The 22,962-nt window shown below is 37.9% G+C and carries 26 protein-coding genes and 2 tRNA genes; 22 read left to right on the top strand and 6 right to left on the bottom strand.

The features are described 5' to 3' along the window. Positions 1 to 59 precede the first annotated feature (59 nt). Entirely contained in the window at positions 60 to 641 is a 582-nt protein-coding gene (gene yihA / locus BCR25_RS01390) for a ribosome biogenesis GTP-binding protein YihA/YsxC (protein ID WP_069661811.1), read from the top strand. 39 nt (positions 642 to 680) lie between these two features. On the opposite strand, the gene BCR25_RS20270 is transcribed toward yihA, so the two are convergent. Then, positions 681 to 830 carry an SPJ_0845 family protein gene (locus tag BCR25_RS20270; RefSeq protein ID WP_169818972.1) on the bottom strand — a complete coding sequence of 50 codons (150 nt, stop codon included), beginning with the start codon at positions 828 to 830 and terminating at the stop codon, positions 681 to 683. Positions 831 to 1,019: 189 nt separating this feature from the next. Here BCR25_RS20270 and yidD point away from each other — a divergent pair, with 189 nt between their 5' ends. The 15 genes from yidD to BCR25_RS01465 all read left to right on the top strand — a co-directional run bounded on the left by yidD (position 1,020) and on the right by BCR25_RS01465 (position 11,051). Then, positions 1,020 to 1,307 carry a membrane protein insertion efficiency factor YidD gene (gene yidD / locus BCR25_RS01395; RefSeq protein ID WP_069661812.1) on the top strand — a complete coding sequence of 96 codons (288 nt, stop codon included), beginning with the start codon at positions 1,020 to 1,022 and terminating at the stop codon, positions 1,305 to 1,307. Between the two features lie 19 nt (positions 1,308 to 1,326). Next, complete coding sequence (locus BCR25_RS01400; RefSeq protein ID WP_069661813.1) at positions 1,327 to 2,205, top strand: ROK family protein; 879 nt, start codon at positions 1,327 to 1,329, stop codon at positions 2,203 to 2,205. A gap of 300 nt (positions 2,206 to 2,505) precedes the next feature. After that, positions 2,506 to 3,672 carry an ABC transporter substrate-binding protein gene (locus BCR25_RS01405; protein ID WP_069661814.1) on the top strand — a complete coding sequence of 389 codons (1,167 nt, stop codon included), beginning with the start codon at positions 2,506 to 2,508 and terminating at the stop codon, positions 3,670 to 3,672. Positions 3,673 to 3,784: 112 nt separating this feature from the next. After that, positions 3,785 to 4,663 (top strand): branched-chain amino acid ABC transporter permease, encoded by an 879-nt coding sequence (locus BCR25_RS01410; protein ID WP_069661815.1) that lies wholly within the window; start codon positions 3,785 to 3,787, stop codon positions 4,661 to 4,663. 10 nt (positions 4,664 to 4,673) lie between these two features. Further along, positions 4,674 to 5,642, top strand: a complete 969-nt coding sequence (locus BCR25_RS01415; protein ID WP_069661816.1) for a branched-chain amino acid ABC transporter permease — start codon at positions 4,674 to 4,676, stop codon at positions 5,640 to 5,642. Continuing rightward, positions 5,623 to 6,399, top strand: a complete 777-nt coding sequence (locus tag BCR25_RS01420; protein WP_069661817.1) for an ABC transporter ATP-binding protein — start codon at positions 5,623 to 5,625, stop codon at positions 6,397 to 6,399. Before BCR25_RS01415 ends, BCR25_RS01420 begins: the two co-directional genes overlap by 20 nt. Beyond that, the gene (locus tag BCR25_RS01425) at positions 6,399 to 7,100 is read left to right on the top strand and encodes an ABC transporter ATP-binding protein (RefSeq protein WP_069661818.1); all 702 of its coding nucleotides are present in this window, start codon (positions 6,399 to 6,401) and stop codon (positions 7,098 to 7,100) included. The genes BCR25_RS01420 and BCR25_RS01425 overlap by 1 nt, the downstream gene beginning before the upstream one ends. 5 nt (positions 7,101 to 7,105) lie before the next feature. After that, on the top strand, positions 7,106 to 7,759 hold the full coding sequence (locus tag BCR25_RS01430; RefSeq protein ID WP_069661819.1) for a CBS and ACT domain-containing protein: 654 nt from the start codon (positions 7,106 to 7,108) through the stop codon (positions 7,757 to 7,759). Positions 7,760 to 7,988: 229 nt separating this feature from the next. Further along, positions 7,989 to 8,567 carry a hypothetical protein gene (locus BCR25_RS01435; RefSeq protein WP_069661820.1) on the top strand — a complete coding sequence of 193 codons (579 nt, stop codon included), beginning with the start codon at positions 7,989 to 7,991 and terminating at the stop codon, positions 8,565 to 8,567. A 1-nt stretch (position 8,568) separates the two neighbouring features. Beyond that, positions 8,569 to 9,306 (top strand): class D sortase, encoded by a 738-nt coding sequence (locus BCR25_RS01440; protein ID WP_069661821.1) that lies wholly within the window; start codon positions 8,569 to 8,571, stop codon positions 9,304 to 9,306. A gap of 18 nt (positions 9,307 to 9,324) precedes the next feature. After that, positions 9,325 to 10,179 carry a hypothetical protein gene (locus tag BCR25_RS01445; protein WP_069661822.1) on the top strand — a complete coding sequence of 285 codons (855 nt, stop codon included), beginning with the start codon at positions 9,325 to 9,327 and terminating at the stop codon, positions 10,177 to 10,179. Between the two features lie 85 nt (positions 10,180 to 10,264). After that, positions 10,265 to 10,498: a DUF2969 domain-containing protein gene (locus BCR25_RS01450; protein WP_069661823.1), complete on the top strand. Its 234-nt coding sequence runs from the start codon at positions 10,265 to 10,267 to the stop codon at positions 10,496 to 10,498. Between the two features lie 90 nt (positions 10,499 to 10,588). After that, positions 10,589 to 10,669, top strand: a tRNA-Tyr gene (locus BCR25_RS01455). Positions 10,670 to 10,678: 9 nt separating this feature from the next. Further along, positions 10,679 to 10,750, top strand: a tRNA-Gln gene (locus BCR25_RS01460). 115 nt (positions 10,751 to 10,865) lie between these two features. After that, positions 10,866 to 11,051, top strand: coding sequence for a hypothetical protein (locus BCR25_RS01465; RefSeq protein ID WP_069661824.1), 186 nt, complete (start codon positions 10,866 to 10,868; stop codon positions 11,049 to 11,051). Between the two features lie 167 nt (positions 11,052 to 11,218). Here BCR25_RS01465 and BCR25_RS01470 read toward each other — a convergent pair whose 3' ends face one another. Further along, positions 11,219 to 11,827 carry a TetR/AcrR family transcriptional regulator gene (locus BCR25_RS01470; protein ID WP_069661825.1) on the bottom strand — a complete coding sequence of 203 codons (609 nt, stop codon included), beginning with the start codon at positions 11,825 to 11,827 and terminating at the stop codon, positions 11,219 to 11,221. 193 nt (positions 11,828 to 12,020) lie between these two features. Here BCR25_RS01470 and BCR25_RS01475 point away from each other — a divergent pair, with 193 nt between their 5' ends. Both BCR25_RS01475 and BCR25_RS01480 read left to right on the top strand, forming a co-directional pair. Continuing rightward, positions 12,021 to 16,268, top strand: a complete 4,248-nt coding sequence (locus BCR25_RS01475; RefSeq protein WP_069661826.1) for a 2-hydroxyacyl-CoA dehydratase — start codon at positions 12,021 to 12,023, stop codon at positions 16,266 to 16,268. A gap of 323 nt (positions 16,269 to 16,591) precedes the next feature. Further along, on the top strand, positions 16,592 to 17,299 hold the full coding sequence (locus BCR25_RS01480; RefSeq protein WP_069661827.1) for a GntR family transcriptional regulator: 708 nt from the start codon (positions 16,592 to 16,594) through the stop codon (positions 17,297 to 17,299). Between the two features lie 59 nt (positions 17,300 to 17,358). Here BCR25_RS01480 and BCR25_RS01485 read toward each other — a convergent pair whose 3' ends face one another. The 4 genes from BCR25_RS01485 to BCR25_RS01500 form a co-directional block, all read right to left on the bottom strand. Beyond that, complete coding sequence (locus BCR25_RS01485) at positions 17,359 to 17,865, bottom strand: QueT transporter family protein (RefSeq protein ID WP_069661828.1); 507 nt, start codon at positions 17,863 to 17,865, stop codon at positions 17,359 to 17,361. A 176-nt stretch (positions 17,866 to 18,041) separates the two neighbouring features. Continuing rightward, positions 18,042 to 18,806: a 3-oxoacyl-ACP reductase gene (locus BCR25_RS01490; protein ID WP_069661829.1), complete on the bottom strand. Its 765-nt coding sequence runs from the start codon at positions 18,804 to 18,806 to the stop codon at positions 18,042 to 18,044. A gap of 71 nt (positions 18,807 to 18,877) precedes the next feature. Beyond that, positions 18,878 to 19,114, bottom strand: a complete 237-nt coding sequence (locus BCR25_RS01495; protein WP_069661830.1) for a DUF2829 domain-containing protein — start codon at positions 19,112 to 19,114, stop codon at positions 18,878 to 18,880. Further along, the gene (locus tag BCR25_RS01500) at positions 19,104 to 19,763 is read right to left on the bottom strand and encodes a YigZ family protein (protein ID WP_069661831.1); all 660 of its coding nucleotides are present in this window, start codon (positions 19,761 to 19,763) and stop codon (positions 19,104 to 19,106) included. The genes BCR25_RS01495 and BCR25_RS01500 overlap by 11 nt, the downstream gene beginning before the upstream one ends. Positions 19,764 to 19,935: 172 nt before the next feature. On the opposite strand from BCR25_RS01500, the gene BCR25_RS01505 reads away from it, so the two are divergent. The 4 genes from BCR25_RS01505 to BCR25_RS01520 all read left to right on the top strand — a co-directional run bounded on the left by BCR25_RS01505 (position 19,936) and on the right by BCR25_RS01520 (position 22,849). Next, on the top strand, positions 19,936 to 20,226 hold the full coding sequence (locus tag BCR25_RS01505) for a DUF7662 domain-containing protein (RefSeq protein ID WP_069661832.1): 291 nt from the start codon (positions 19,936 to 19,938) through the stop codon (positions 20,224 to 20,226). A gap of 107 nt (positions 20,227 to 20,333) precedes the next feature. Continuing rightward, positions 20,334 to 20,657 (top strand): PTS sugar transporter subunit IIB, encoded by a 324-nt coding sequence (locus BCR25_RS01510; RefSeq protein ID WP_069661833.1) that lies wholly within the window; start codon positions 20,334 to 20,336, stop codon positions 20,655 to 20,657. Positions 20,658 to 20,844: 187 nt separating this feature from the next. Continuing rightward, positions 20,845 to 22,173 (top strand): ATP-dependent helicase ComFA, encoded by a 1,329-nt coding sequence (locus tag BCR25_RS01515; protein WP_069661834.1) that lies wholly within the window; start codon positions 20,845 to 20,847, stop codon positions 22,171 to 22,173. Then, positions 22,163 to 22,849 carry a ComF family protein gene (locus BCR25_RS01520; protein WP_069661835.1) on the top strand — a complete coding sequence of 229 codons (687 nt, stop codon included), beginning with the start codon at positions 22,163 to 22,165 and terminating at the stop codon, positions 22,847 to 22,849. The genes BCR25_RS01515 and BCR25_RS01520 overlap by 11 nt, the downstream gene beginning before the upstream one ends. Positions 22,850 to 22,962 lie beyond the last annotated feature (113 nt).

Genomic DNA, 22,962 nt, shown 5'->3' on the forward strand with positions numbered 1-22,962 from the left:
TCGAAGAACCTCGGAGCTAAACTTCCGTCTCAGTCTCTTTACGTAAGGAGGTCAATATAATGAAGGTTCATAATGCAGAAATAATTATCAGTGCTGTTTCACCAAAGCAATACCCAGAAACAGACTTGCCGGAAATCGCTTTGGCGGGACGTTCAAATGTGGGGAAATCATCATTCATCAATACCTTGATCAATCGAAAAAATTTAGCTAGAACTTCTGGAAAACCAGGAAAAACTCAGACGTTAAATTTTTATCTGATTGAAGATGCATTACACTTTGTCGATGTTCCTGGTTACGGTTACGCGAAAGTATCTAAAACTGAGCGGGCAAAATGGGGCGAAATGATCGAAACATATATGACAACAAGAAAACAACTAAAAGCGGTTGTCTCTTTAGTTGATTTACGGCATGCGCCCACACAGGAAGATATTCAAATGTATGAATTTTTAAAATACTACGAGATCCCTGTAATTGTCGTTGCAACAAAGAAAGACAAAATCCCTCGTGGTAAATGGAACAAACATGAAAGCATCATCAAAAAGGCGCTGGATTTTGATAAGTCTGATGATTTTATTCTTTTTTCTTCGCAAACAAAAGAAGGAAAAGAAGAAGCTTGGCAGGCAATCGAAAAATATTTATAAAAAAAACTTTGACAACTCTTTCGAGAAGTCAAAGTTTTTTTATTGCTCTTTTTTCTTTTCTTCTTTTTGTTCAGCTTTTGCCGCTTGTTTTTCTAATTCTTCTTTCGGCATTTCGATTTTTTTAGGATCCACAGCAAAAGAATCGAATAATTTATCTAGATCGTTTGTACGTTCAAATTTTAAGCCCATAGTTGATTCGCTCCATTTCATTGTTAGTAACTTATGTGTTCTTATTTTAGCACCCTTTTGATAGTTTGAATAGTTTTCTTTTTCAGCAAAAAACAAGTTGTTTAAAAATGCTTTTATTTTATTCCAGTAAACTTGCATTCGCTGACAAAAAAAGGTATAGTTTTTGCGGATAGAGAAAAGAGGGACACAATGGCAAGCAATGTTTTTGTAGGAATGGTGCGTTTTTATCAGCGATATATTTCACCGGGGCTGCCGCCAAGCTGTCGTTATCATCCAACTTGTTCCCAATATATGATCGATGCGATCCAAACGCATGGAACAATTAAAGGTGTAACGATGGGGACAGCTCGATTTTTTCGTTGTCATCCGTTGACTAAAGGCGGCATTGACTACGTACCATTAAAGTTTAGCTTAAAAAGAAATCCGGATCAAGAATATCATGGTCCGTACAATTATAGAAGGAACAAGAAAAAATAAATATGGGGTGTTGTAGAAGATGGCAATTTTAGCATTTGATTTTGGTGGTTCAGCAGTAAAACACGGTATATGGAATGGTCAAGAAATCATCAACAAAGGAAAATTCACCACACCAAAAACCTGGGAAGAAATGAAAGCGTCTTTATTTTCGGTGTTTAATGAGACAAAAACACAAGTGGATGGTATCGCTGTGAGTGCCCCAGGAGTAGTTGATGTTGAAAAGCAAATGATTAACGGAATTTCAGCAATTCCTTACATTCATGGATTTGATATCTTTGACGAATTGAAACAGCTATTCAAAGTGCCTGTAGCAATTGAAAATGACGCAAATTGTGCTGGGCTGGCTGAAATTTTTGAAGGAGCTGCCAAAGGCAAACAAGAGGTTGCGTTTGTTGTGATTGGTACCGGGATTGGCGGCGCTATTTTCCATAAAGGTCAGATTGCTAAAGGGGCTCATCTTTATGGTGGCGAATTTGGGTTGATGTATTTGAATCAAGGAGAAACATTTAGTGCTTTAGGAACAGCAGTTCAGATGGCTTGGCGTTACTGTAAACGAAAAGGACTTGCAAAAGAAACATTTTCTGGAGAAGAAGTATTTAATTTCGCAGAAGCAGGCGATGAACTGGCTATTGAGGAGGTCAATAATTTTTATGAGTATTTGACACAAGGTCTGTTTAGTATTCAGTTTTCAATGGATCCAGAGATGATCGTGCTGGGCGGAGGTGTTTCTGCCAAAGAAGGATTACTGGAAGAAATCAACCGGCGAATGAAAGAAAAACTTGATCACTTTGGCTTAAATGATTTTATTCCCAACATCGTAACTTGTAAGTATAACAATGATGCTAATTTAGTCGGAGCAGTTGCTAATTTCATGACATATCAGACGGAGAATCAATAGAGAGAATCGAATCAAAAGGAGGCAAAACAGATTACTTGTTTTGTCTTTTTTTTATTAAAAATAAGTGAAATCAACCATTAAGCAAATGAATAAATTACCGTAATAATTTGAATTATAGAAATTTTCTGAAAATTCATTGACATTTCTTTTGTTATTGATTATATTTGTATACATACTCTTTAATAATTATTTAAGCAAGGAGAATTATTCAGAGGAAATATAGACTCAGCTTTACGAGAAACTGTTTGGTTAAAACAGTGAACAAGCTCGGATGGCTTTTAAAATCAAGGGGGAAATAAGATGAAAAAATTCAGTTTTTTATTTGCTAGTCTATTTTTATTAGCAGCATGTGGACCGGCAGCTGGCGGAGGCGCAAGCGGCGGTGGAAATAAGGTTGAAGGTGACACGATCAAAATCGGGATGAACATGGAGCTTTCTGGAGATGTTTCAGCATACGGGAATGCTGAAAAAGAAGGAATCACATTGGCAGTTGAAGAAATCAATGAATCCGGTGGTGTTCTTGGTAAGAAATTAGAACTGATCGAAAAAGACAACAAATCTGAAAACGGCGAAGCAACATCTGTTGCTGCCAATTTAACAGCAAAAGATAAAGTTGTAGCAGTCGTTGGACCAGCAACTTCCGGTGCAACAAAAGCAACAATTCCAAATATGACCAAAGCAGCGGTGCCAGTCATTACACCGTCAGGAACGGATGACAGCATCACCGTAGCAAATGACAAAGTACAGGAATATATTTTTAGAGCGTGTTTCCAAGATACCTTCCAAGGCGTTATCTTAGCAAAATTTGCCCAAGATAATCTTAAAGCTGATAATGTTGTGATCATTGGCGACAATTCAAGTGATTATGCAATCGGCTTAACAAAATCATTTAAAGATACGTATAAAGGAAATGTCGCAAAAGAAGAAACATTCACTGCAGGTGACAAAGACTTCCAAGCAATCCTAACCAAAATCAAAGACCTTGATTATGATGCAATCTACATTCCAGGCTACTATGCAGAAGCTGGCTTGATCATCAAGCAGGCACGAGAAATGGGCATCGACAAACCGATTCTTGGAGCAGATGGTTTCGGAGATGAAAAATTAGTTGAGATCGCGGGAGCCAAAAACGTTTCTGATGTGTACTACACAGGTCACTTCTCAGAAAAAGCACCGGCAACAGACAAAGTAGAACCATTTGTAAAAGCATTCAAAGAAAAATACAGCAAACAGCCATCAGCATTCAATGCATTAGGCTATGATTCAGTTTATATGTTGAAGCAAGCAATGGAAGACAAAGATTCTGCTGATTCAAAAGATATTACTGAAGGGTTAGCTTCATTGAAAGATTTTGTCGGAGTTACAGGTAAAATGACGATGGACAAAGATCATAATCCAGAAAAATCAGTAGTAGTATTAGGCTTGACAGAAGGAAAAGAAACATCTGCTGAAGCTGTGAATCCTTAGAAAAATAGTGATACGAAATTCAAAGAGGGTGAGACAAGTTTTTGCGTTTTGTCCATCCTCTTTTTTCTTTAATCGAACAAACAACTATTCTAAAGTATTGGAAGTGAACAACATGGAAGTAGTGATCCAACAACTCGTAAATGGGCTTTTTCTAGGAAGTATTTATGCTCTATTAGCTTTAGGGTATACAATGGTTTACGGTATTATTAAATTAATTAACTTTGCCCACGGAGAAATCTATATGTTGGGTGGATTTATGGGGTATTTCTTTATTAATAAATTAGGCTTAGGCTTTTTCCCAGCATTGATTTTGTCAATGGCAGGAGCCGCTGTGATCGGTGTTGTGATCGAGTTCTTAGCCTATCGTCCATTAAGAAAATCAACGAGGATTGCCGCATTGATTACGGCGATCGGTGTTTCATTCTTACTGCAAAACGGAATGATCTATTGGTTGGGACCAGAAAAAAAATCTTTTCCACAAGCAATCGAATTTAAAAATTATCAGCTAGGCTTTATCCAAATTTCAAATATTCAAGTTCTTATTTTAGTGATTGCCTTAGTCTTGATGATTGCATTGCAGCTAATTGTTAAAAAAACCAAAATGGGAAAAGCGATGCGGGCAGTTTCCGTTGATGCAGATGCAGCGCAGTTAATGGGGATCAATGTTAATCGGACTATTTCATTTACCTTTGCTTTAGGTTCTGCTTTAGCAGCCGCAGCAGGTATGCTGATCGGATTGTATTATAATTCGATCGATCCAATGATGGGTGTGGTACCAGGACTTAAATCATTTGTTGCTGCAGTTTTAGGTGGAATTGGTATCATTCCAGGTGCTGCGCTAGGCGGCTTTGTGATCGGACTATTAGAAACAGTTACGATTGCGTTAGGCTTTTCTAATTACAAAGATGCAGTTGTTTATGCATTGTTGATCATTATTTTACTGATTCGTCCTGCCGGCATATTGGGCAAGAACATCAAAGAGAAAGTGTAGGTGAGCGAGTATGAAAAAAAATTTAAAATATAACCTTGTCTGGCTTTTCATAGCTGCTGTGGCTTATGCTTTTATTTACGTGTTGTATATCACTGGTGTTATCACACCATTTACTGAGTATACGTTGATCATGATTGGCATTAATATCATGCTGGCGCTTGGACTGAACTTGATTATCGGCTTTTCTGGGCAATTTTCTTTAGGTCATGCTGGTTTTATGGCGATCGGTGCTTATAGTGCAGCGATTATGACTGTGAAGTATCCAACTATGGGCGGTTTTTTTAGCGGTATTTTATTAGGTATCCTTCTATCAGGAATTGTTGCTTTGCTTGTTGGGATTCCAACATTGAGATTGAAAGGCGATTATTTGGCTATTGCAACCTTGGGGATTTCTGAGATTATCCGAATCATCATCATCAACATGAATGACCTAACGAATGGACCAGCTGGTATTTTTGGGATCCCGCCAATGGTCAGTTGGCCAATGGTTTTTGGTTTTGTTGTGATCATTACCTTGATTATCGTTAACTTTATTCACAGTGGTCCTGGACGGGCAACGATGGCGATTCGTGAAGATGAAATCGCTGCTGAATCGATGGGCGTTAACACGACAAAATATAAAGTGGCAGCCTTCATTATTGGAGCTGTGACAGCTAGTGTAGCAGGCGCTATTTATTCCAGCTATGTTCAAACGATCGCACCCAAAGATTTTGGTTTCATGAAATCGATCGATATTTTGATCATTGTTGTATTTGGCGGAATCGGCAGTGTGACTGGAACATTTATTTCGGCAATCGTTTTAGGTATTTTGAATATGTTCTTGCAAGATGCAGGAGCATTGCGAATGATTATTTATGCGTTGGCATTGATTATTATTATGATTTTCAAACCAGGCGGACTTCTAGGTACTTGGGAATTTTCTGCTAAAAAATTATTCAAACAAAAGGAGGAGAAGTCAAATGCCTCTATTGAACGTTAGTAATTTGACTAAAAACTTTGGCGGGCTTGCTGCGGTTTCTAATGTCAACCTTACATTGGAAAGCAATGAGCTGATTGGTTTGATTGGTCCTAATGGTGCGGGTAAAACGACTTTGTTTAACTTATTGACAGGTGTTTATGAGCCAAGTGAAGGTTCGGTAACACTTGATGTGATGGGAAAAGAAGAACGATTGAATGGTTTGAAGCCATACAAAATCGCTGATATGGGATTGAGCAGAACGTTTCAAAATATTCGCTTATTTAAAGATCTAACAGTTTTGGATAACGTATTGATTGCAATGAATAGCAAAAATAAAGAAGGCATTCTATCAAGTATTTTACGATTACCGGCGTTTTATAAAAAAGAAGAAACCATGGAAAAAAAAGTACGAGAATTATTAGCTATTTTCGGCTTGGAAGATAAGGTTCAGACTTTAGCAAAAAATTTGCCTTATGGGGAACAAAGAAGATTGGAAATCGTTCGCGCGCTAGCGACACAGCCAAAGGTATTGTTTCTGGATGAGCCTGCAGCAGGAATGAACCCACAAGAAACAGCAGATTTAACTGAACTGATTCGAAAAATTCAAAAAGAATTTCAACTAACGATTGTATTGATCGAACATGATATGAGTTTAGTAATGGATGTTTGTCAACGAATCTATGTTTTAGAATATGGACGGATTATTGCAGAAGGAAATCCAGAAGAAATCAAAAATGATCCTCGAGTGATCGAAGCGTATCTTGGAGGTGAACTATAATGTTAACAATTAAAAATCTATCCGTACATTATGGTGTGATACAAGCGGTGCGTGATGTAAATTTTAATGTGGAACAAGGAGAAATCGTCTCTTTGATTGGAGCCAACGGTGCAGGAAAGACGACCATTTTAAGAACCATTTCTGGCTTAACGCGTCCATCTAACGGCACAATCACGTTTGAGGAAAAAGAAATTCAAAAAGTAGTTCCCCAAAAAATCGTTGCTTCTGGTTTGTGTCAAGTTCCAGAAGGCCGTCATGTTTTTTCTGGCTTAACTGTTCAGGAAAATTTAGAAATGGGTGCTTTTTTAAGAAAAGATAAGCAATTAAAGCAAGACTACGATATGATTTTTGAACGCTTTCCGATTTTAAAGGAACGTAGAAATCAAGATGCTTCTACGTTGTCGGGTGGTGAACAACAAATGTTGGCGATGGGCAGAGCGTTGATGTCCAAACCTAAGTTATTACTTTTAGATGAGCCTTCAATGGGATTAGCTCCTATTTTTATTCAAGAGATTTTTAACATCATTCAAGAAATCAATAAGCAAGGAACGACGATCTTACTGATTGAACAAAATGCTAAAATGGCATTATCGATTGCAGATAGAGGCTATGTGCTGGAAACAGGAGAAGTTGTTTTAAGTGGTCCAGGAAAAGAACTGTTGGAAAGTGAAGAAGTCAAGAAAGCATATTTAGGAGGGTAAAAAAGATGAGCGTTAGCGATTTTATGACAAAAAATTTGATTGTCGCACAACCGGAAATGAAAATTTTCGATGCGGTTGATTTAATGAAAAAAAATAATATCCACCGTTTACCTGTTGTTGAAAAAGAGCATCTTGTGGGATTAATTACAGAGGGAACGATTCAATCTGCAATGCCATCAAAAGCCACTAGCCTTAGTGTGTATGAAGTAAATTATCTGTTAAACAAGACGACTGTTGCTGATGTTATGGTAAAAAAAGTACAAACGATTAAACCAGAAGCGTCATTAGAAGACGGTATTTATCAAATGCGACAGAATCATATTGGCGTGTTGCCTGTAGTTGATAGCAATGAACAGCTTGTCGGCATTATTACAAATAATGATATTTTTGATGCATTTTTAAAAATTACAGGCTATAATGACGGCGGAACTAGAATTCAGCTTCGCATTCCAGAAGATCATAAAGGAATTCTAGCGAATATCACAAAACTTTTAGCCGATAGCGATTTTAGTATTTTGACTGTTGTGGTAAATCGTAAAGAGTTGGAAACGATCATTGAACTTCAAATTGAAAGCCGTGAAACACTTAAAATCGAACAAGTATTAAAAGAAGCAGGATATGATGTTTTTGAAGCTGTTTTATTATCTAAAAAGTCATAAAAAAGCGTCAAGGTCGAGTGTCTATAAACTTTATTTATGAGAAAACAGATTGACTAATTTAGAGGCGTATGATAGTTTTATATAGTAAAGATTCTATTTAAAAATAGTATATTTATTCTATTTTGGATAGTAATATTTTTCTATTGCCTCATAATAAGGTGTTGTTGGAAGTATAATTATTACAGATTACTGTAATTGATTATAAATTTATAAGATAGGAGGAATGAAAATGAAAAAAGTTATCGGATTTGTCGCTACTATCATCTGTGTACTAGGCTTTGCATTGCCTGCAGCAGCCGATGGTGCGATTTCTGCAGTAGAACAGCCAATCCTTAACGAATTGAATGCCGGCGCAACAATCGGCGGGAAAAAATTCGCTTTTGGTGCAGCTGAAATTAATGCTGCGGAGAATCATTTGAAACGCGTTGACTTAACTCAAGCTCAAGCTGATGAAGCTATTAAAAATATTCAAGCAGCTCGTGCATTAGTTGAAGGTGTTTCTGTTGATTCATCTGGCGCAAACACATTGGGAGATGCACTTAGATTATTGCCAGCAAATGTAATTTCTCAGTTGCAAAGTTATGTTGTTGCAGCTGGAAATGCAGTAGGCGTGAAAATCACATTTGGTGCAGGTGGAAGTTACTCTGCAGTAACGATCACTGATACTCAAGGTGCACCTGTTTATAGCACTGGAACACCAGTAAAAAATACAGGTTCAAATTATGCGCTTAGCGGAATTACTTTTGTCTCATTAATTGTTGCTGCAGCAGGTGCAGTATTTGTGAGCAGAAAGAACAAACTAGCTTAATATGAAAAAATTGAAAAGAGTAGGGGCATTTTTTTATGTGCCTCTTCTCTTTATGTTTTTTGGCTATCTTATCATTTATATCATTGGTGCACCTGTCATTAATTTTGCTTCTTCTGCAGTCGAGTTGATTTCATTGAATGACGCTCCATCTTTTGAACAAAAGGGAAATAATCTCTTTGCCAAAAGAAGCCAAGAAAAAAATCAGACGGCAGAATCTGAGCACGCAGAAACTGATCAACAATCTAATAAAACAAATACGACACAAGCTTCTGAAAAAGATGTGGTAGCTTCTTCAGATTTAGTCTACCCTATCGGAGGAGATCAGTTTGGTGAAGTGGTCATTGATAAAGTTGGGATTAATGAACCATTGTATTATGGAGATAGTGAAGAAATTTTACGTTTAGGCGCAGGTCAATATATCGGCAGCATGATTCCGGGGGATCTAGGGACTACCTTGATTGGTGGGCATAATTTACCTTCTTTTGGTAAAATTTATTACTTAGAGCCGGGAGACGAAGTGAAGATCCATACGCATTATGGTGATTATACGTATCAAGTAACAGAAGTAAAAGTTGCAAATTACAAAGATCCATCGATCAATACGAAGCTAGGTGACCGTTCGAAACGATCATTGATTCTATATACCTGTTATCCACTGGATGCGATTGGGCTAACACCAGAGCGTGTATTTGTTTCGGCAGATTATGTATCTGGTCCAATCATTGATGAGAAATCATAAAGAAGGAGAATCAATTAAATGAAAAATCGTGGTCATTTGATGAAGGTGCTTTCGCGCTTTTTTATTGCTTTTTTATCTTCTGTCTTCTTATTTGCTTTTTTGATTTTATTAACGTTGAGATTGACTCTTTTTAGTGAAAATTATATAGCAAAACAAGCTGCTAAAGCAGATTACTATACAGAATTAACGAAAGAAATCAATCGGCAAATCGAAAATAGCGCATTAGGAAGTAATGTTCCAGAAGGCGTGTTAGATCGATCAATAAGCAAAGAACTCGTCCAAAAAGATGTAGATGCTTATTTCAAGGCAATGTATCATACCGGAACAAAATACTCAATTTCTAATGAAAAAGAAATCCATGATTCTGTATCCAAAGCGATTTCTGCATATATGGAAGAAAAGAATTTAGAGATAACACCAGAATCAGAACAAGCAGTGAACGACTTAGCAGAGAATGCTGTGACGATTTATAAAGGCTATATTGAATTGCCGTTTTTAGTCTCTTATGGACGAAAAGTGATGAACTATAAATCAACATTAGTGATTTTTATGGTCATTTGCGGTGTTTTATGGGGCTTGTTGAGTCTGTCTTTGTATTCATCATTGCGAGGTTATTTACATCGAATGTTAAGGTATTGGTCACATATATGTATTGGCAGTGGATTGATGATGGTCGTCGTTCCTGTGGCGATATTAATCCAAGGATTCTTGAAAAAATTAGGTATTCAGTCAAAAGCCATGTATGATTTTATCCAAACATACTTATCCAGCTTTTTATGGCTGTTTATCACCATTGGAATTGTTTCGATCGTCGCTGGAATTGTTTTTGGGCTTTTGAGTGAAACCAAACGAAAACAATTATTTAGCGCCTAATGATAAAAAATATTGTGCATCTATCATAAATGGTAGGTGCTTTTTTTTGCGTAACGTGATAACATAGAGGCTTGGAGGGATGACAATGTCTAAAAAGAATAAAGATATAGAAGTACGTATAGAAGAAAGTCAAAAAAAGATCAATGGAGAGCTCGCTACGATCAATACTTTAATGATCGGTAAAAAAGAAATCGGTCAAGTAGTATCTCAAGCATCAAAAAAGTTTGCTGTAGTTATTGATGGTCGGAATGAAGCGACTGTAAAAACGCTAGATGAAGCAATTGAATACATCATTCGTCAATGGAATTTGAACGACTAAAATAAATAACAACTTTTTTTCAAAATATGCTTGCAATTTTCTCGGAAATTTTGTATTATAACTAAGTCAGGTTTTTTACTAAAACCTTTTGGAGGAATAGCGAAGTGGCTAAACGCGACGGACTGTAAATCCGTTCCTTAGGGTTCAGTGGTTCGAATCCACTTTCCTCCATTTTATTATTGGGGTATCGCCAAGCGGTAAGGCAACAGACTTTGACTCTGTCATGCGTTGGTTCGAATCCAGCTACCCCAGTCTTAGCTCAACAACTCGATGGAGTTGTTTTTTTTTATAAAAAATACCAGAGACATTTGTTCTCTTTTTTAGAAATATATGATAAAGTGAAAGAAACATATGAGGAGTGAATCTAGTGAATATCAAAGAGAAAATAACTGAAACAGCTGAAAAGATTTATGACCTAGCTAGTGAAGGGAAATACGACGTAAAAGTAAATCTCTTCTCAAAAAGAAAAAAAGGTGAAAAACCTGCTGGAATCAAAGTTGTATCGGCAAGAGATACTGCCCATACAAAAAAATGGCGTTCGAAAAATCGCTAATCGAAGTTAGCCAAGATAAAAAGCATTTAGCTCCGAGAAACAATAAAAATCCACGAAATTTGTTTTTCAAATTTTCGTGGATTTTTTGCTGTTTCCAAGTTTATTTAGAGTTCGATTTTTGTCCCAAACGGCTGTTTCGGTTGGAGGCAGAGTTCTTTTATTCCCTGCTATTTTTCAATTTCGATACCGAGTACAGTCAAATGTCCATTACCAACTAATTTAATAACAAGCCTTGCCAAATGGTTTGGCGACATGTCTGTGTCACTTGTGATCCACCAATGTAGCGTTCCTATAAAGATTGAAGTCATATACTCGATGATAAAATCAATTGGAACTTCGATATCATTTTCAGTGATTTTCAATTTAGAAAAGATATCCGCATATTTTTCATAAATGATCTCTGCTAATTTTTTTCGCAATAGTTCATTGGAACTGCCGTCCATGATTGTAAGGAAAAAGTTTTTGTTCTCTTGAATATTTACATAAATATGCGTAAGAAGAAATTCAATTTGTTTCACCTTGATACGGTTACTGACAATGATTTGTTCAGTGTCTATAACAGAAGTGAACGCATTGATGGCAAAATCGAAAATTTGTTCATAAAGGTCTTGTTTGTCTTTAAAATGGGCATAGAAGGTTGCACGGTTGATCATTGCTTCATCTGCAATATCCTGAATCGTGATACAATCATAGCCTTTTTCATCTACTAAATGAAAGAATGCATCAATTATCATTTTGTGTGTTCGCTTTACCCGAAGGTCAGTCTTCTTCGACATAAAAAAATTCCTTTCAAAATAATCAACAGTTTTGGGAAGTTTGTTGCTTATCTCACAAATTGAGGTGTTTTGCTTGTTGCAAATAAATTAGAATCTTTCTAAAATGTACATAAGTATTATATCAGACACCTTGTAGGATAATCAACAAAGTGTTGGGAAATAAAAAGGTACGGAGAATAAGGGGACAAAACAAATGACAATAAGAGCAGGAATAGACGTTGGTTCAACAACTGTGAAATTAGTAATTATCGATGAAAAAAATCAGACAAAATTTGCGAAATATGAACGCCACTACTCTGACGTAAAAGCCGCAACTGAAAAAGTTTTGACAGAGGCAATGGATGAACTGGGTGAACAAACGCCGATTACTATGACGATTACTGGTTCCGGAGGAATGGGTCTTGCGGATGTTTTGAATATCTCTTTTGTTCAAGAAGTCATTGCCTGCACAAGAACGGTAGAAGAAATCATTCCAGAAACAGACGTTGCCATTGAGCTAGGCGGAGAAGATGCAAAGATCACCTTCTTTGATGGCGCATTGGAACAGCGGATGAATGGCAGCTGTGCAGGTGGAACAGGCGCATTTATTGATCAAATGGCAGTCTTGTTGAAAACAGATGCAAATGGAGTCAACGAATTAGCTAAAAACTATCAAACGATTTATCCTATTGCTTCAAGATGCGGTGTGTTTGCAAAGACGGACGTTCAGCCGTTGATCAACGAAGGAGCAGCCAAAGAGGATATTGCTGCGAGTATTTTTCAGGCAGTAGTGAATCAAACGATTGCAGGATTAGCTGCTGGAAGAAAAATCAAAGGAAAAATTGCTTTTCTAGGCGGGCCGCTTTTCTTTATGTCAGAGCTTAGAAAACGATTTATTGAAACGTTGGACGTTCAGCCGGAAGATGTCATTTTCCCTGAGAATCCACAATTATTTGTAGCGATGGGAGCCGCTATTTATTCAGAAGGAGCAAAGCCCACGAGCCTAGCCGAATTGATCCATCGATTGACTAAGGGAGACCAAGAACAATTAAAACCGACGGATACACTGGAGCCATTATTTCAAAATGAAACAGAACTTGAAACATTTAGAACCCGTCATGGTCAAGCGAAGGCAGAAGAAAAACAGTTATCAGATCATCACGGTGTTGCCTTTTTAGGGATCGACGCAGGATCTACGACAACCAAAGTCACCTTGATCGATGAAGATGGCAAGCTTTTATTTTCATTTTATGGCAATAACCAAGGTCAGCCCTTAGAAACGACGATGGAAGTATTAAAAGAGCTGTATCAGCAAATGCCGGAGGATGTTTATATCGGGAAAGCTGCAGTGACCGGTTATGGTGAGCATTTGATCAAAAATGCACTAAAAGTCGATATTGGTGAAGTCGAAACGATGGCACATTACAAAGCTGCTGATCATTTTCAACCAGGTGTTGATTTCATTTTGGATATCGGTGGTCAGGATATGAAAGCCATGACGATCAAGGATGGTGTTTTATCTTCGATCCAACTGAATGAAGCATGTTCGTCTGGCTGTGGCTCATTTATCGAAACGTTTGCCAAGTCTCTAAACTATGATGTCAAAGATTTTGCGATTGAAGCTTTGAGCTCTAAAGCACCAGTAGATCTTGGTTCACGTTGTACGGTATTTATGAATTCAAAAGTAAAACAAGTTCAAAAAGAAGGCGCATCTGTTGGAGATATTTCAGCAGGCTTGTCTTATTCAGTAATCAAAAATGCAATTTATAAAGTAATTAAAGTTCGCCGCCCAGAGGAACTAGGCAAGAAAATCGTGTGTCAGGGTGGTACTTTTTACAATGAAGCTGTTTTACGTGCTTTTGAAATGATTAGTGAAAGAGAAGTTGTTCGACCATCGATTGCTGGCTTGATGGGCGCATACGGTGCAGCGTTGATTGCTCTAGAAAATTACGAATTAGGTCAAGAAACAACACTTCTTGGCTTAGAAGAGTTAAACACATTTACCGCAGATAAAGAATTTACTCATTGTGGCTTGTGTGAAAATAACTGTATGATGACGGTCACGATTTTTTCAGATGGTCGTCAGTTCGTGACAGGGAATCGCTGTGAAAGAGGCGCAAGAATCAAGGTTAAAAGAGAAGACCGCAGAGTTAATTTAGTGGATTATAAGTATCGTAAATTGTTCAAATATCGTCCATTGAAAGAAAAAGAAGCCAAGCATGGGCGTATTGGTATTCCAAGAGTATTGAATATGTATGAAAATTATCCGCTCTGGCATACATTTTTCACGGATTTAGGTTTTCGGGTAGAATTATCGCCACGTTCAAATAAAGAACTATACGAGCAAGGAATGGAGACGATTCCGAGTGATACGGCATGTTACCCAGCTAAAATCGCTCATGGACATATTCAAGCATTGATCGATGCACAAGTACCGATGATTTTTTACCCTGGTGTCGTTTTTGAACGGCAGGAATCGGCTGAAGCAGACAATCATTTTAACTGTCCTATTGTTCAAAGTTATCCGGATGTGATTCGAAATAATGTTGACGATATCAGAGAGGGGAAGGTTGATTATCGAAACCCTTTTATTAATTTAGCAGATGAAGCGTCTGTTGCAAAAGTTTTGAGTGAAACATTTGCTGATTTAGGGATTTCAGGAGAAGAAGTTACCAAAGCATTGCACCATGCTTATGAAGAGTTAGATGCTTTTAAAGAAGCGATTCGAGCTAAAGGGGAAGAAACGTTAGTTATGCTGAACCAAAAAGGCGAGAAAGGCATCGTTTTATCTGGTCGTCCGTATCATTTAGATCCAGAAATCAACCACGGAATCGCTGATGTGATTACTCAAGAAGGATTCCATGTATTGACAGAAGATAGTATTTCTCATCTAAGTGATGTAGGAAATTTGCGTGTGGTCAATCAGTGGGTCTATCATTCTCGTTTATATGCTGCAGCTCGTGTTGTTGCAAAATCCAAAAACCTTGAATTGGTTCAGCTCAATTCATTTGGCTGTGGACTAGATGCTGTGACGACTGATCAAGTGGAAGAAATCATGGAGCAATATGGCAAAATCTACACAGTTTTGAAAATTGACGAAGGTTCTAACTTAGGGGCGATCAGGATTCGTCTGCGTTCCCTAAAAGCTGCTGTTGGTGAAAGAGAAAAAATGAATTTTGAACCTAAATTGCAACATGAAGAACCAGAGAAAATCGTCTTTACTAAAGAAATGAAACGAACACATACGTTACTTTTACCAATGCTAAGCCCCATTCATCAATCAGGCTTAGTTGATGAAGCCTTAAAAGCATCAGGCTATAATGTGGTGTGTTTACCAGCAGATGACCGTGAAGCTGTGAATGTCGGTTTGAAGTATGTCAATAATGATGCGTGTTATCCAGCAATCATTTCGATCGGTCAATTAGTCGAAGCATTGGAAAGCGGAGAATACGATCTGGATCATGTCAGTGTGATGATGACGCAAACTGGTGGCGGTTGTCGGGCAACAAACTATATTCCGCTGCTTAGAAAAGCATTGAATGATGCAGGCTTCCCTCAAGTACCAGTTGTCTCTGTTTCAATGGGCAATAAAGGTGTAGAATCAAATCCTGGATTTAAGTTTACCTTACCGATGTTGAAGCGTGTGGCTGTCGCATTTTTATATGGAGATTTATTTGAACGCGTGGTTTACCGAACACGTCCATATGAGACTGAACCTGGCATGATCGATGCTCTTCATGATAAATGGTTGAAACAAGTGGCGAAAAATGTTCGCAATGGCTCGTTGACTTTATTTAACCGCAACATGAAGAAAATCATCAAAGCCTTTGATGAGGTTCCGTTAAAGGATATTCAAAAGCCCAAAGTAGGCGTAGTCGGTGAGATTCTAGTTAAATATTCACCAACTGCCAATAATGACATTGTCCGTTTGTTAGAAGCAGAAGGCGCTGAAGCCGTTGTTCCGGATATTGTTGGTTTTATGAACTATTCTTTATACAATCAAATCTGGAAATATGAAAATCTCGGCATGTCAAAACAAAGTAAAAACCTCGCTCAATTTGCGATTCGAATGATTGAATATGTCGAAAAACCAATGGATAAAGCTTTGAGAAACTCAAAACGTTTTGAAGGACTTAGTTCTATCCATGAATTGGCGGAAGATGCTGGAAAGATTCTTTCCATCGGAAATCATACAGGAGAAGGTTGGTTTTTAACAGGAGAAATGATCGAGCTGTTGAAATCAGATGTAAATAATATTGTCTGTATGCAGCCTTTTGGATGCTTGCCTAATCACGTGGTTGGTAAGGGTGTAACGAAAGAATTACGACGTCAGTATCCCAAAGCCAATATAGCGCCAATTGACTATGATCCGGGTGTTTCACTGGTCAATCAGCTAAACCGAATTAGACTGATGATGGCTACCGCACACAAGATGATGGACGAAGAAAAAGTACGTTCATAAAAGGGAAGACACGTATTTTTATTATTATATATTTGAAGACAAATGAAGTTAGGTATGATGAAGCATAAAGACTTCTTATTCTAGGTGGCAGAGACATAGCATTATGAGCTATATCCTGTCACCTTTCTCATTTTTTAGCTGGATTAACATTAAGCATCGTATCATTCAATTCTTTTTGGTCATTTTGTCTGGGATTGAAAGGACAAAGCATACCAAATGTTTGGTGAGAACCGTCGAACGACCTTATTTTAGAACTTTTAGTTGTTTGTAAGGTATATACCAGTTATAATAGATTGGAAGAAGCGAATGAGGAGGAAAATCAGATGGTGTCGAGTTTACCAGTTTATATTCAAATCCACGACAAAATTAAAAATGACATAGAACACGGTGTTTGGAAGATAGGGGACAGGCTTCCATCAGAGCGTGAATTGGCAACACAATTTGGAGTAAGCAGAATGACTTTGAGACAAGCCATTCAAACGCTGGCAGATGAAGGAATCTTGGAACGGAAAATCGGGTCAGGTACATATGTTGCCCGCAAAAAAGTTCAGGAAAAAATGACTGGAACTACAAGTTTCACAGATATCATGCTTTCACAAAATCGAGTGCCTTCCAGCCGCACGATTTCTTATTATGTAGCCAAACCAAGTTCCAGTGAGATGGAAAAATTGAACCTCACTGAAAATGAACAAATCGTTCGGATGGAGCGGGTTCGTTTTGCCGATGATTTACCTATTTGTTTTGAAGTCGCAAGCGTGCCTTATTCTTTAGTTGATCGCTATAGTAAGACAGAGATCACAAATTCTTTTTATAAGACACTAGAAGAAAAAGGCGGCAATAAAATTGGACATGCGAACCAAACGATCTCAGCAATGCAAGCCTCTGAACAAATTGCAGACTACTTAAAAATCAAACGTGGTGATGCTATTTTACGTTTACGTCAGATCTCTTATTTTGAAGACGGCACCCCATTTGAATATGTACGAACACAATACGTCGGCAATCGTTTTGAATTTTATTTAGAAAAATAAGCGAGATAGAAGTCATTGAACTTTCCTTGTGAAGGTATCAAAGATTTCTATCCCGCTTTTTATTTAGTTAAATCTATTTTTTTATGAATCCAGTAAATTAAAATACCGCCTACGGTCATGGATAAAAGTTCGCCTAAAGCAACCGTTAGCCAAGTATAGAAAAAAGGCAGCTGATAAAAATAAGCGAGCTGACCAGCCACAGTAAACATGGAAAAAGAGAAAATGAGGGCTGTTATTGTTAGCTTTTTGATAAGGCCTGTAACATGTTTACTTACATAGCAAGAGAAAACTAACACAATAAAGGTCGATAAGCTTCCAATAAGAACATCTACTAGCCCTAATGGAGAAGCCAAGTTGGCAATCCCTACACCCAAAGTTACCGCAAAGATATAACGCTTGTTGAATAGCGACAGGTAATTAAATAATTCAGAAAAACGAAGCTGAATGGCACCAAAACTAAAAGGGGCAAGAAAGATTGTTACAACGATATACAATGCTGTAATCAAGGCCATTTTTGTTAAAGAGGTGGCAGACCATGGCGTTGTCTGTGTGTTTGATTTATTCATTTGTATTCTCCTTTGTAAAGCAGAAGTAACTGCTTTAGTAGTAACTATGACCAAAGGAAGTGACAACTATTTGTTGCCAGCTGAAGTGTCATAGTGTGAATCGCTTCACTGTTTTTTATAGTACCGAATAAAATAATGAATGTAAAGAGAAAACAGAATTCAATTAAGGAAGTACACTATTTTGCCAGCCAACCTCCGTCGATCGTCATTACAGTTCCGTGAATATAGTCTGCTTGCTGGCTTGCTAAAAACAGACTTAATGAGGCGACTTCTTCTGGTTTTGCCCAGCGTCCAGCAGGCGTTTCTTTTGCAACCCATGCAGCCATTTTACCATCACCAGCAAAGTCAGCAGCGTTCATAGGCGTCTGAATAGCTCCAGGAGCAATGGCATTTGCACGAATTCCTTTGGCTACATAGTCATAATCTAATTGTTTGGTGTAACCGATAATCGCGTGTTTTGAGGCAGTGTATGCTGCACCGCCACCACCTGCCACCATTCCTGCGATCGATGCCATATTGACGATGACGCCGCGCTGTTGTTTTAACATTTGAGGTAGAATCTGATTCGTAACAAGAAACATACCTTTTAAATTTATCGTTAACACTTGATCCCATAGATCTTCAGTTGTCTCTAAACTCGGAGTATAGTCATCAAGAATACCGGCTGTGTTTAATAAAATATCGATCGGACCAAAATCGTTGTTCGCTGTTTGGACTGCTGAAAGAATATCTGCCTCTTTTGTAACAGTACCAATGCAACTAATGAATGTACCTGCTGATTCACTCATTCTATTTGCCGTTTCCGCTAATCCATTTGCGTTAAGGTCGAATCCTACCACGTTAGCTCCTTGATCGGCAAAGGCAACTGCTTGTGCTTGACCGATTCCAGAAGCAGCACCTGTAACGAAAATCGTTTTTCCCTTGTATTCATCAAAATGCATTGAAGTTTCCTCTTTTCTATTTACTATATAAAAAAGCCAGGCAACTTATTTCAAGTGTCCCAGCAAAATGGTTAATCTGTTGTTACGATTTTCCAGTCAGTTGCTAATACATCACAGGGAGTAGGAGAGAACATACTATACCCTTCATCCGATGTCTTGATCAAAAAATACGGTGTAACTTGAAGAAATGTTCCATCTGAAGTTCCAATTTCATCTCGTAATTCAATATACAATTCAAATCCGCTCCAACCAGTTCTAACAGCTTTAGCTCCTTTTTTTATCTGCGGTAATACCTCTTCAAATGTCATCTGACTGCTCCTTTTTTACGACAGGGATTTCATGGTAAGAACATGCTCCTTTTTCGATGATCACCTGTCCGTTTAATTGTTCAATGATTTCTGCTTCAAATTGTTCCGTTTGTGGTTCATCAACGAGGCAAATTACTTCAACCTGTTCCCCGTAACGTGTTTCCTGAAGGATGTAAGGACTATGCTCCATAAAATTTTGCACTTTTCCTAAGTTGGCGTAGCTGATTTGCAGACGGATTTCTTGTTGTAATTTACCTTCTACTAGACCTACAGTGTTCAACGCATGAGAAACAGCATGACTATATGCCCGAATCAAACCGCCTGAACCTAGTTTGGTTCCGCCAAAATAGCGAGTAACTACAGCAACAACGTTGATTAGTCCCTGTTTTTTTAGGACCTCCAGCATGGGAACACCTGCTGTTCCGCTCGGCTCTCCGTCATCACTGCTTCTTTGGATCTCATTGTTTTCACCGATTACAAATGCACTGCAATTATGATTGGCTTTCCAATGCTCTTTTTTCTTTTCAGCGATAAAGGCTTTGGCCTCTTCTTCTGAGTATACACGTTTTAGCGAACAAATAAACCGTGATTTTTTGATTTCAATTTCACTTTGTCCGTCTGAGTGAATGGTAAAATAACGTTCAAGCATTTTCTCATTCCTTTACTAAATAATAACTTAAGTATAAAAAAAATAAGAAAGAGAAGCAACACTCTAGAAAAAAAGCTTGAAATGAAAGGACCTTCGTTTGCTTTAGAGGGTATTTATGAGATAATGATTAAAAGAAGAGCGGTAAAGGCAACCTAACGAAGGAGTGAAGAATTTGGCTAAAGAACGGCAAAAGAAATATGATAGCGTTACCCATTATTTATTAAACAACGGCGGATCACAAGTTACATTAACGTTTACTCAATTTGATGAGCTGCTTTTCCCTCATTCTGGACTTCCAAAAACTGCACGGACAGACATCGATTGGTGGGCAAATGATCATAAGCATCCTGAAAAAGGGGCTTATGGTTGGCTGAACGCGGGCTATCAGGTCGTGCAGGTAAACATAGTAAAAGAATACGTTGTGTTCAATAAATTGCTAAAGGCTAATTGGATTTTCGAATAAGTGTTATACATCTGAGAGAAGTGGAAAGCGTTGACAAAATAAACTGCTTTACTATAATAGATTTAAAGAAAAAATGTGACAGTCAATCGTGGGAAGGATGAGAAATTATGGCTAAAAAGACAATTATGTTAGTTTGTTCTGCGGGGATGAGTACAAGCTTGCTTGTGACAAAGATGCAAAAAGCAGCAGATGCTCAAGGAGTAGAAGCAGATATTTTTGCAGTATCAGCTTCTGAAGCGGATAACAATTTAGAAAGTAAACCTGTTGATGTATTATTACTTGGACCACAAGTTCGTTTTATGAAAGGTGATTTTGAAAAACGTCTTGAACCAAAAGGAATTCCTTTAGACATCATTAATATGGCGGATTACGGCATGATGAATGGTGAAAAAGTACTTCAGCAAGCGCTGAATTTGATTGGGAACAAGTAATGAACGCAACTAGCTAATGTTTGGAAGAAACGACTCAACGCGTGATTGTTCTATCGTTGCGTTTTCTCCTGTTAATTACTCAAATCAATAGAGGTTGGAATACAACTCAATGAGTTGTACTCCAGCCTCTATTTTTTTATTAAAAAAAATCAAACAAATTTGCGTAGTTTATTAGTGGAGGGAGAAAATGAAAGAATTATGGGGCAGAAAAGTTTTACTGAAAGAGATGAATGAGGAAAAATCCGTAGACGAAGTTAGTCTGAAGATGCCTGCAATGAAAGAGGTAGATGCAAAAACAGTCCAGTGTCTGCGATGTGGGCAGCTTCATGATAAAAAAAACGTGGAACTATATAGCGAGCGCTATTTTTGTCCTGCCTGCATTCAATTAGGACGAGTAGACACTGATCAACAATTTTATCATTTACCAGAACCAGAGCCGATAGCTAGAAACGTTTGCTTTTTCTGGGAAGGAGAATTGACTAAAGGCCAGCAGGTAGTATCAGATAGCTTAGTGGATTCTGTAAAAAAGGCTGAATCCAGGATGGTCTGGGCAGTGACGGGAGCTGGGAAGACAGAGATGTTGTTTAAATCAATCCATTATTGCTTAAAGGAAGGGAAGCGAGTGGCGATTGCTTCACCACGCGTCGATGTTTGTTTGGAACTTTTTCCTAGAATACAGGCAGTTTTCCCAAAAGAAGATGTGGTAGTTTTACATGGAGCGATGACAGAGACGTATCGATATACAAAGCTTTTGGTTTGCACGACGCATCAATTATTGCGCTTTTTTCGTGCATTTGATTTATTGATCATCGATGAAGTCGATGCCTTTCCTTTCGTAGGTAACCCTTTGTTACAATATAGCGTAGAGCAAGCAGTCAAAGAAAACAGCTCTCTCTTTTATTTAACTGCTACACCGACGAAAGACTTGATGAAAAAAACAGCACAGAAAAAGCTCGAACTAAGTATTCTGCCTGCTCGTTACCATCGAAGAAGCTTGCCTGTTCCAAAAATAAAGTGGTGTTATCACTGGCAACAGAAAATCGCTCAAGGCAAACATCCAAGAGTATTGACGAAACTGATCCGTCGATTAGTGAGTACTAATGATCTGTTGATATTTTGTCCCAGCATATCATTAATGGAATGCCTGGAAACGATTCTTAAAGCAGATTTTCCTGAAACACCTTTAACGTGTGTACATTCACAGGATCCAGAACGATTGGAAAAAGTAATGAATATGCGGAAAAAAAACTATCGGATATTGCTCACATCTACGATTTTAGAAAGAGGCGTGACCTTTGAGGGTGTTTCTGTCATTGTTTTAGGAGCCAATCATCCTGTGTTTACAACAGCCGCATTGATTCAAATCGCTGGTCGTGTTGATCGGAGGATGGTTTATACAGCTGGCGAAGTCTGGTTTTTGCATGATGGCTGTACCCAAATAATCAAAGAGGCGCTTCAGCAAATTAAAACGATGAATCGTATCGGAAGAGAGCGTGGTTTGATCGATGAAATGTAATTATTGTAGAAAGCAAGTGAGTGGAAATTTGACACTAGCAGAGATTTTTTTACCTAAGCGGATATTGACAGAAGAACTGTGTGTACAGTGTAGTGAACAATTTCAATTATTAACGAATAAAAATTGCTGCGGCGGCTGTCAAAGACAAAATGTGCAAGGTTATTGTAGAGATTGTATAAAATGGCAATCGTTATTTCCAGACTATGACTTTCAACATGAGGCGCTATTTTCGTACAATCAGGCAATGCAGGAATGGTTTGAAGAATATAAGTTCAAAGGAAATTATCAACTTCGTTATAGTTTTGTTTCCTATTTACAGACTTATTTTAAAAAGAAATCTCGGTTTCTCGTGATCCCGATCCCAGTTTCTAAAGAACGCTTGAAAGATCGGGGGTTTAATCAAGTGGCAGGCCTATTAGATGCGGCAGGTATCAATCACGAATCTTATTTAGTCCGATTTTCTGATGGACTTTCTCAAGTTCGAAAAAACAGGAAAGAACGCTTAGAGCTGGAGCAGCCCTTCCAATTAACCAAAAAAGGTGCGCAGTCGATCACTAATAAAGAAATCATTCTAGTTGATGATATATATACAACAGGACGCACGATTTTCCATGCAGCGCAAGTTATTTTAGAAAAAAAGCCTAAAAAATTGCATACGTTTTCTCTTGCGCGGTGATAGACAAATTAAAATAAAAAATCGATCGCAATTTTGTTGGCAAAAGAAGGATAGTTCGTTATAATGGAATTAAGAAGAAGGATAACAGAGTGGTCCTTTTATTCCTTCTTTAG

Origin of the sequence: Enterococcus termitis (genome assembly GCF_001730305.1) — a bacterium.
In the GTDB taxonomy this organism is placed as follows: Bacteria; Bacillota; Bacilli; order Lactobacillales; family Enterococcaceae; genus Enterococcus_L; species Enterococcus_L termitis.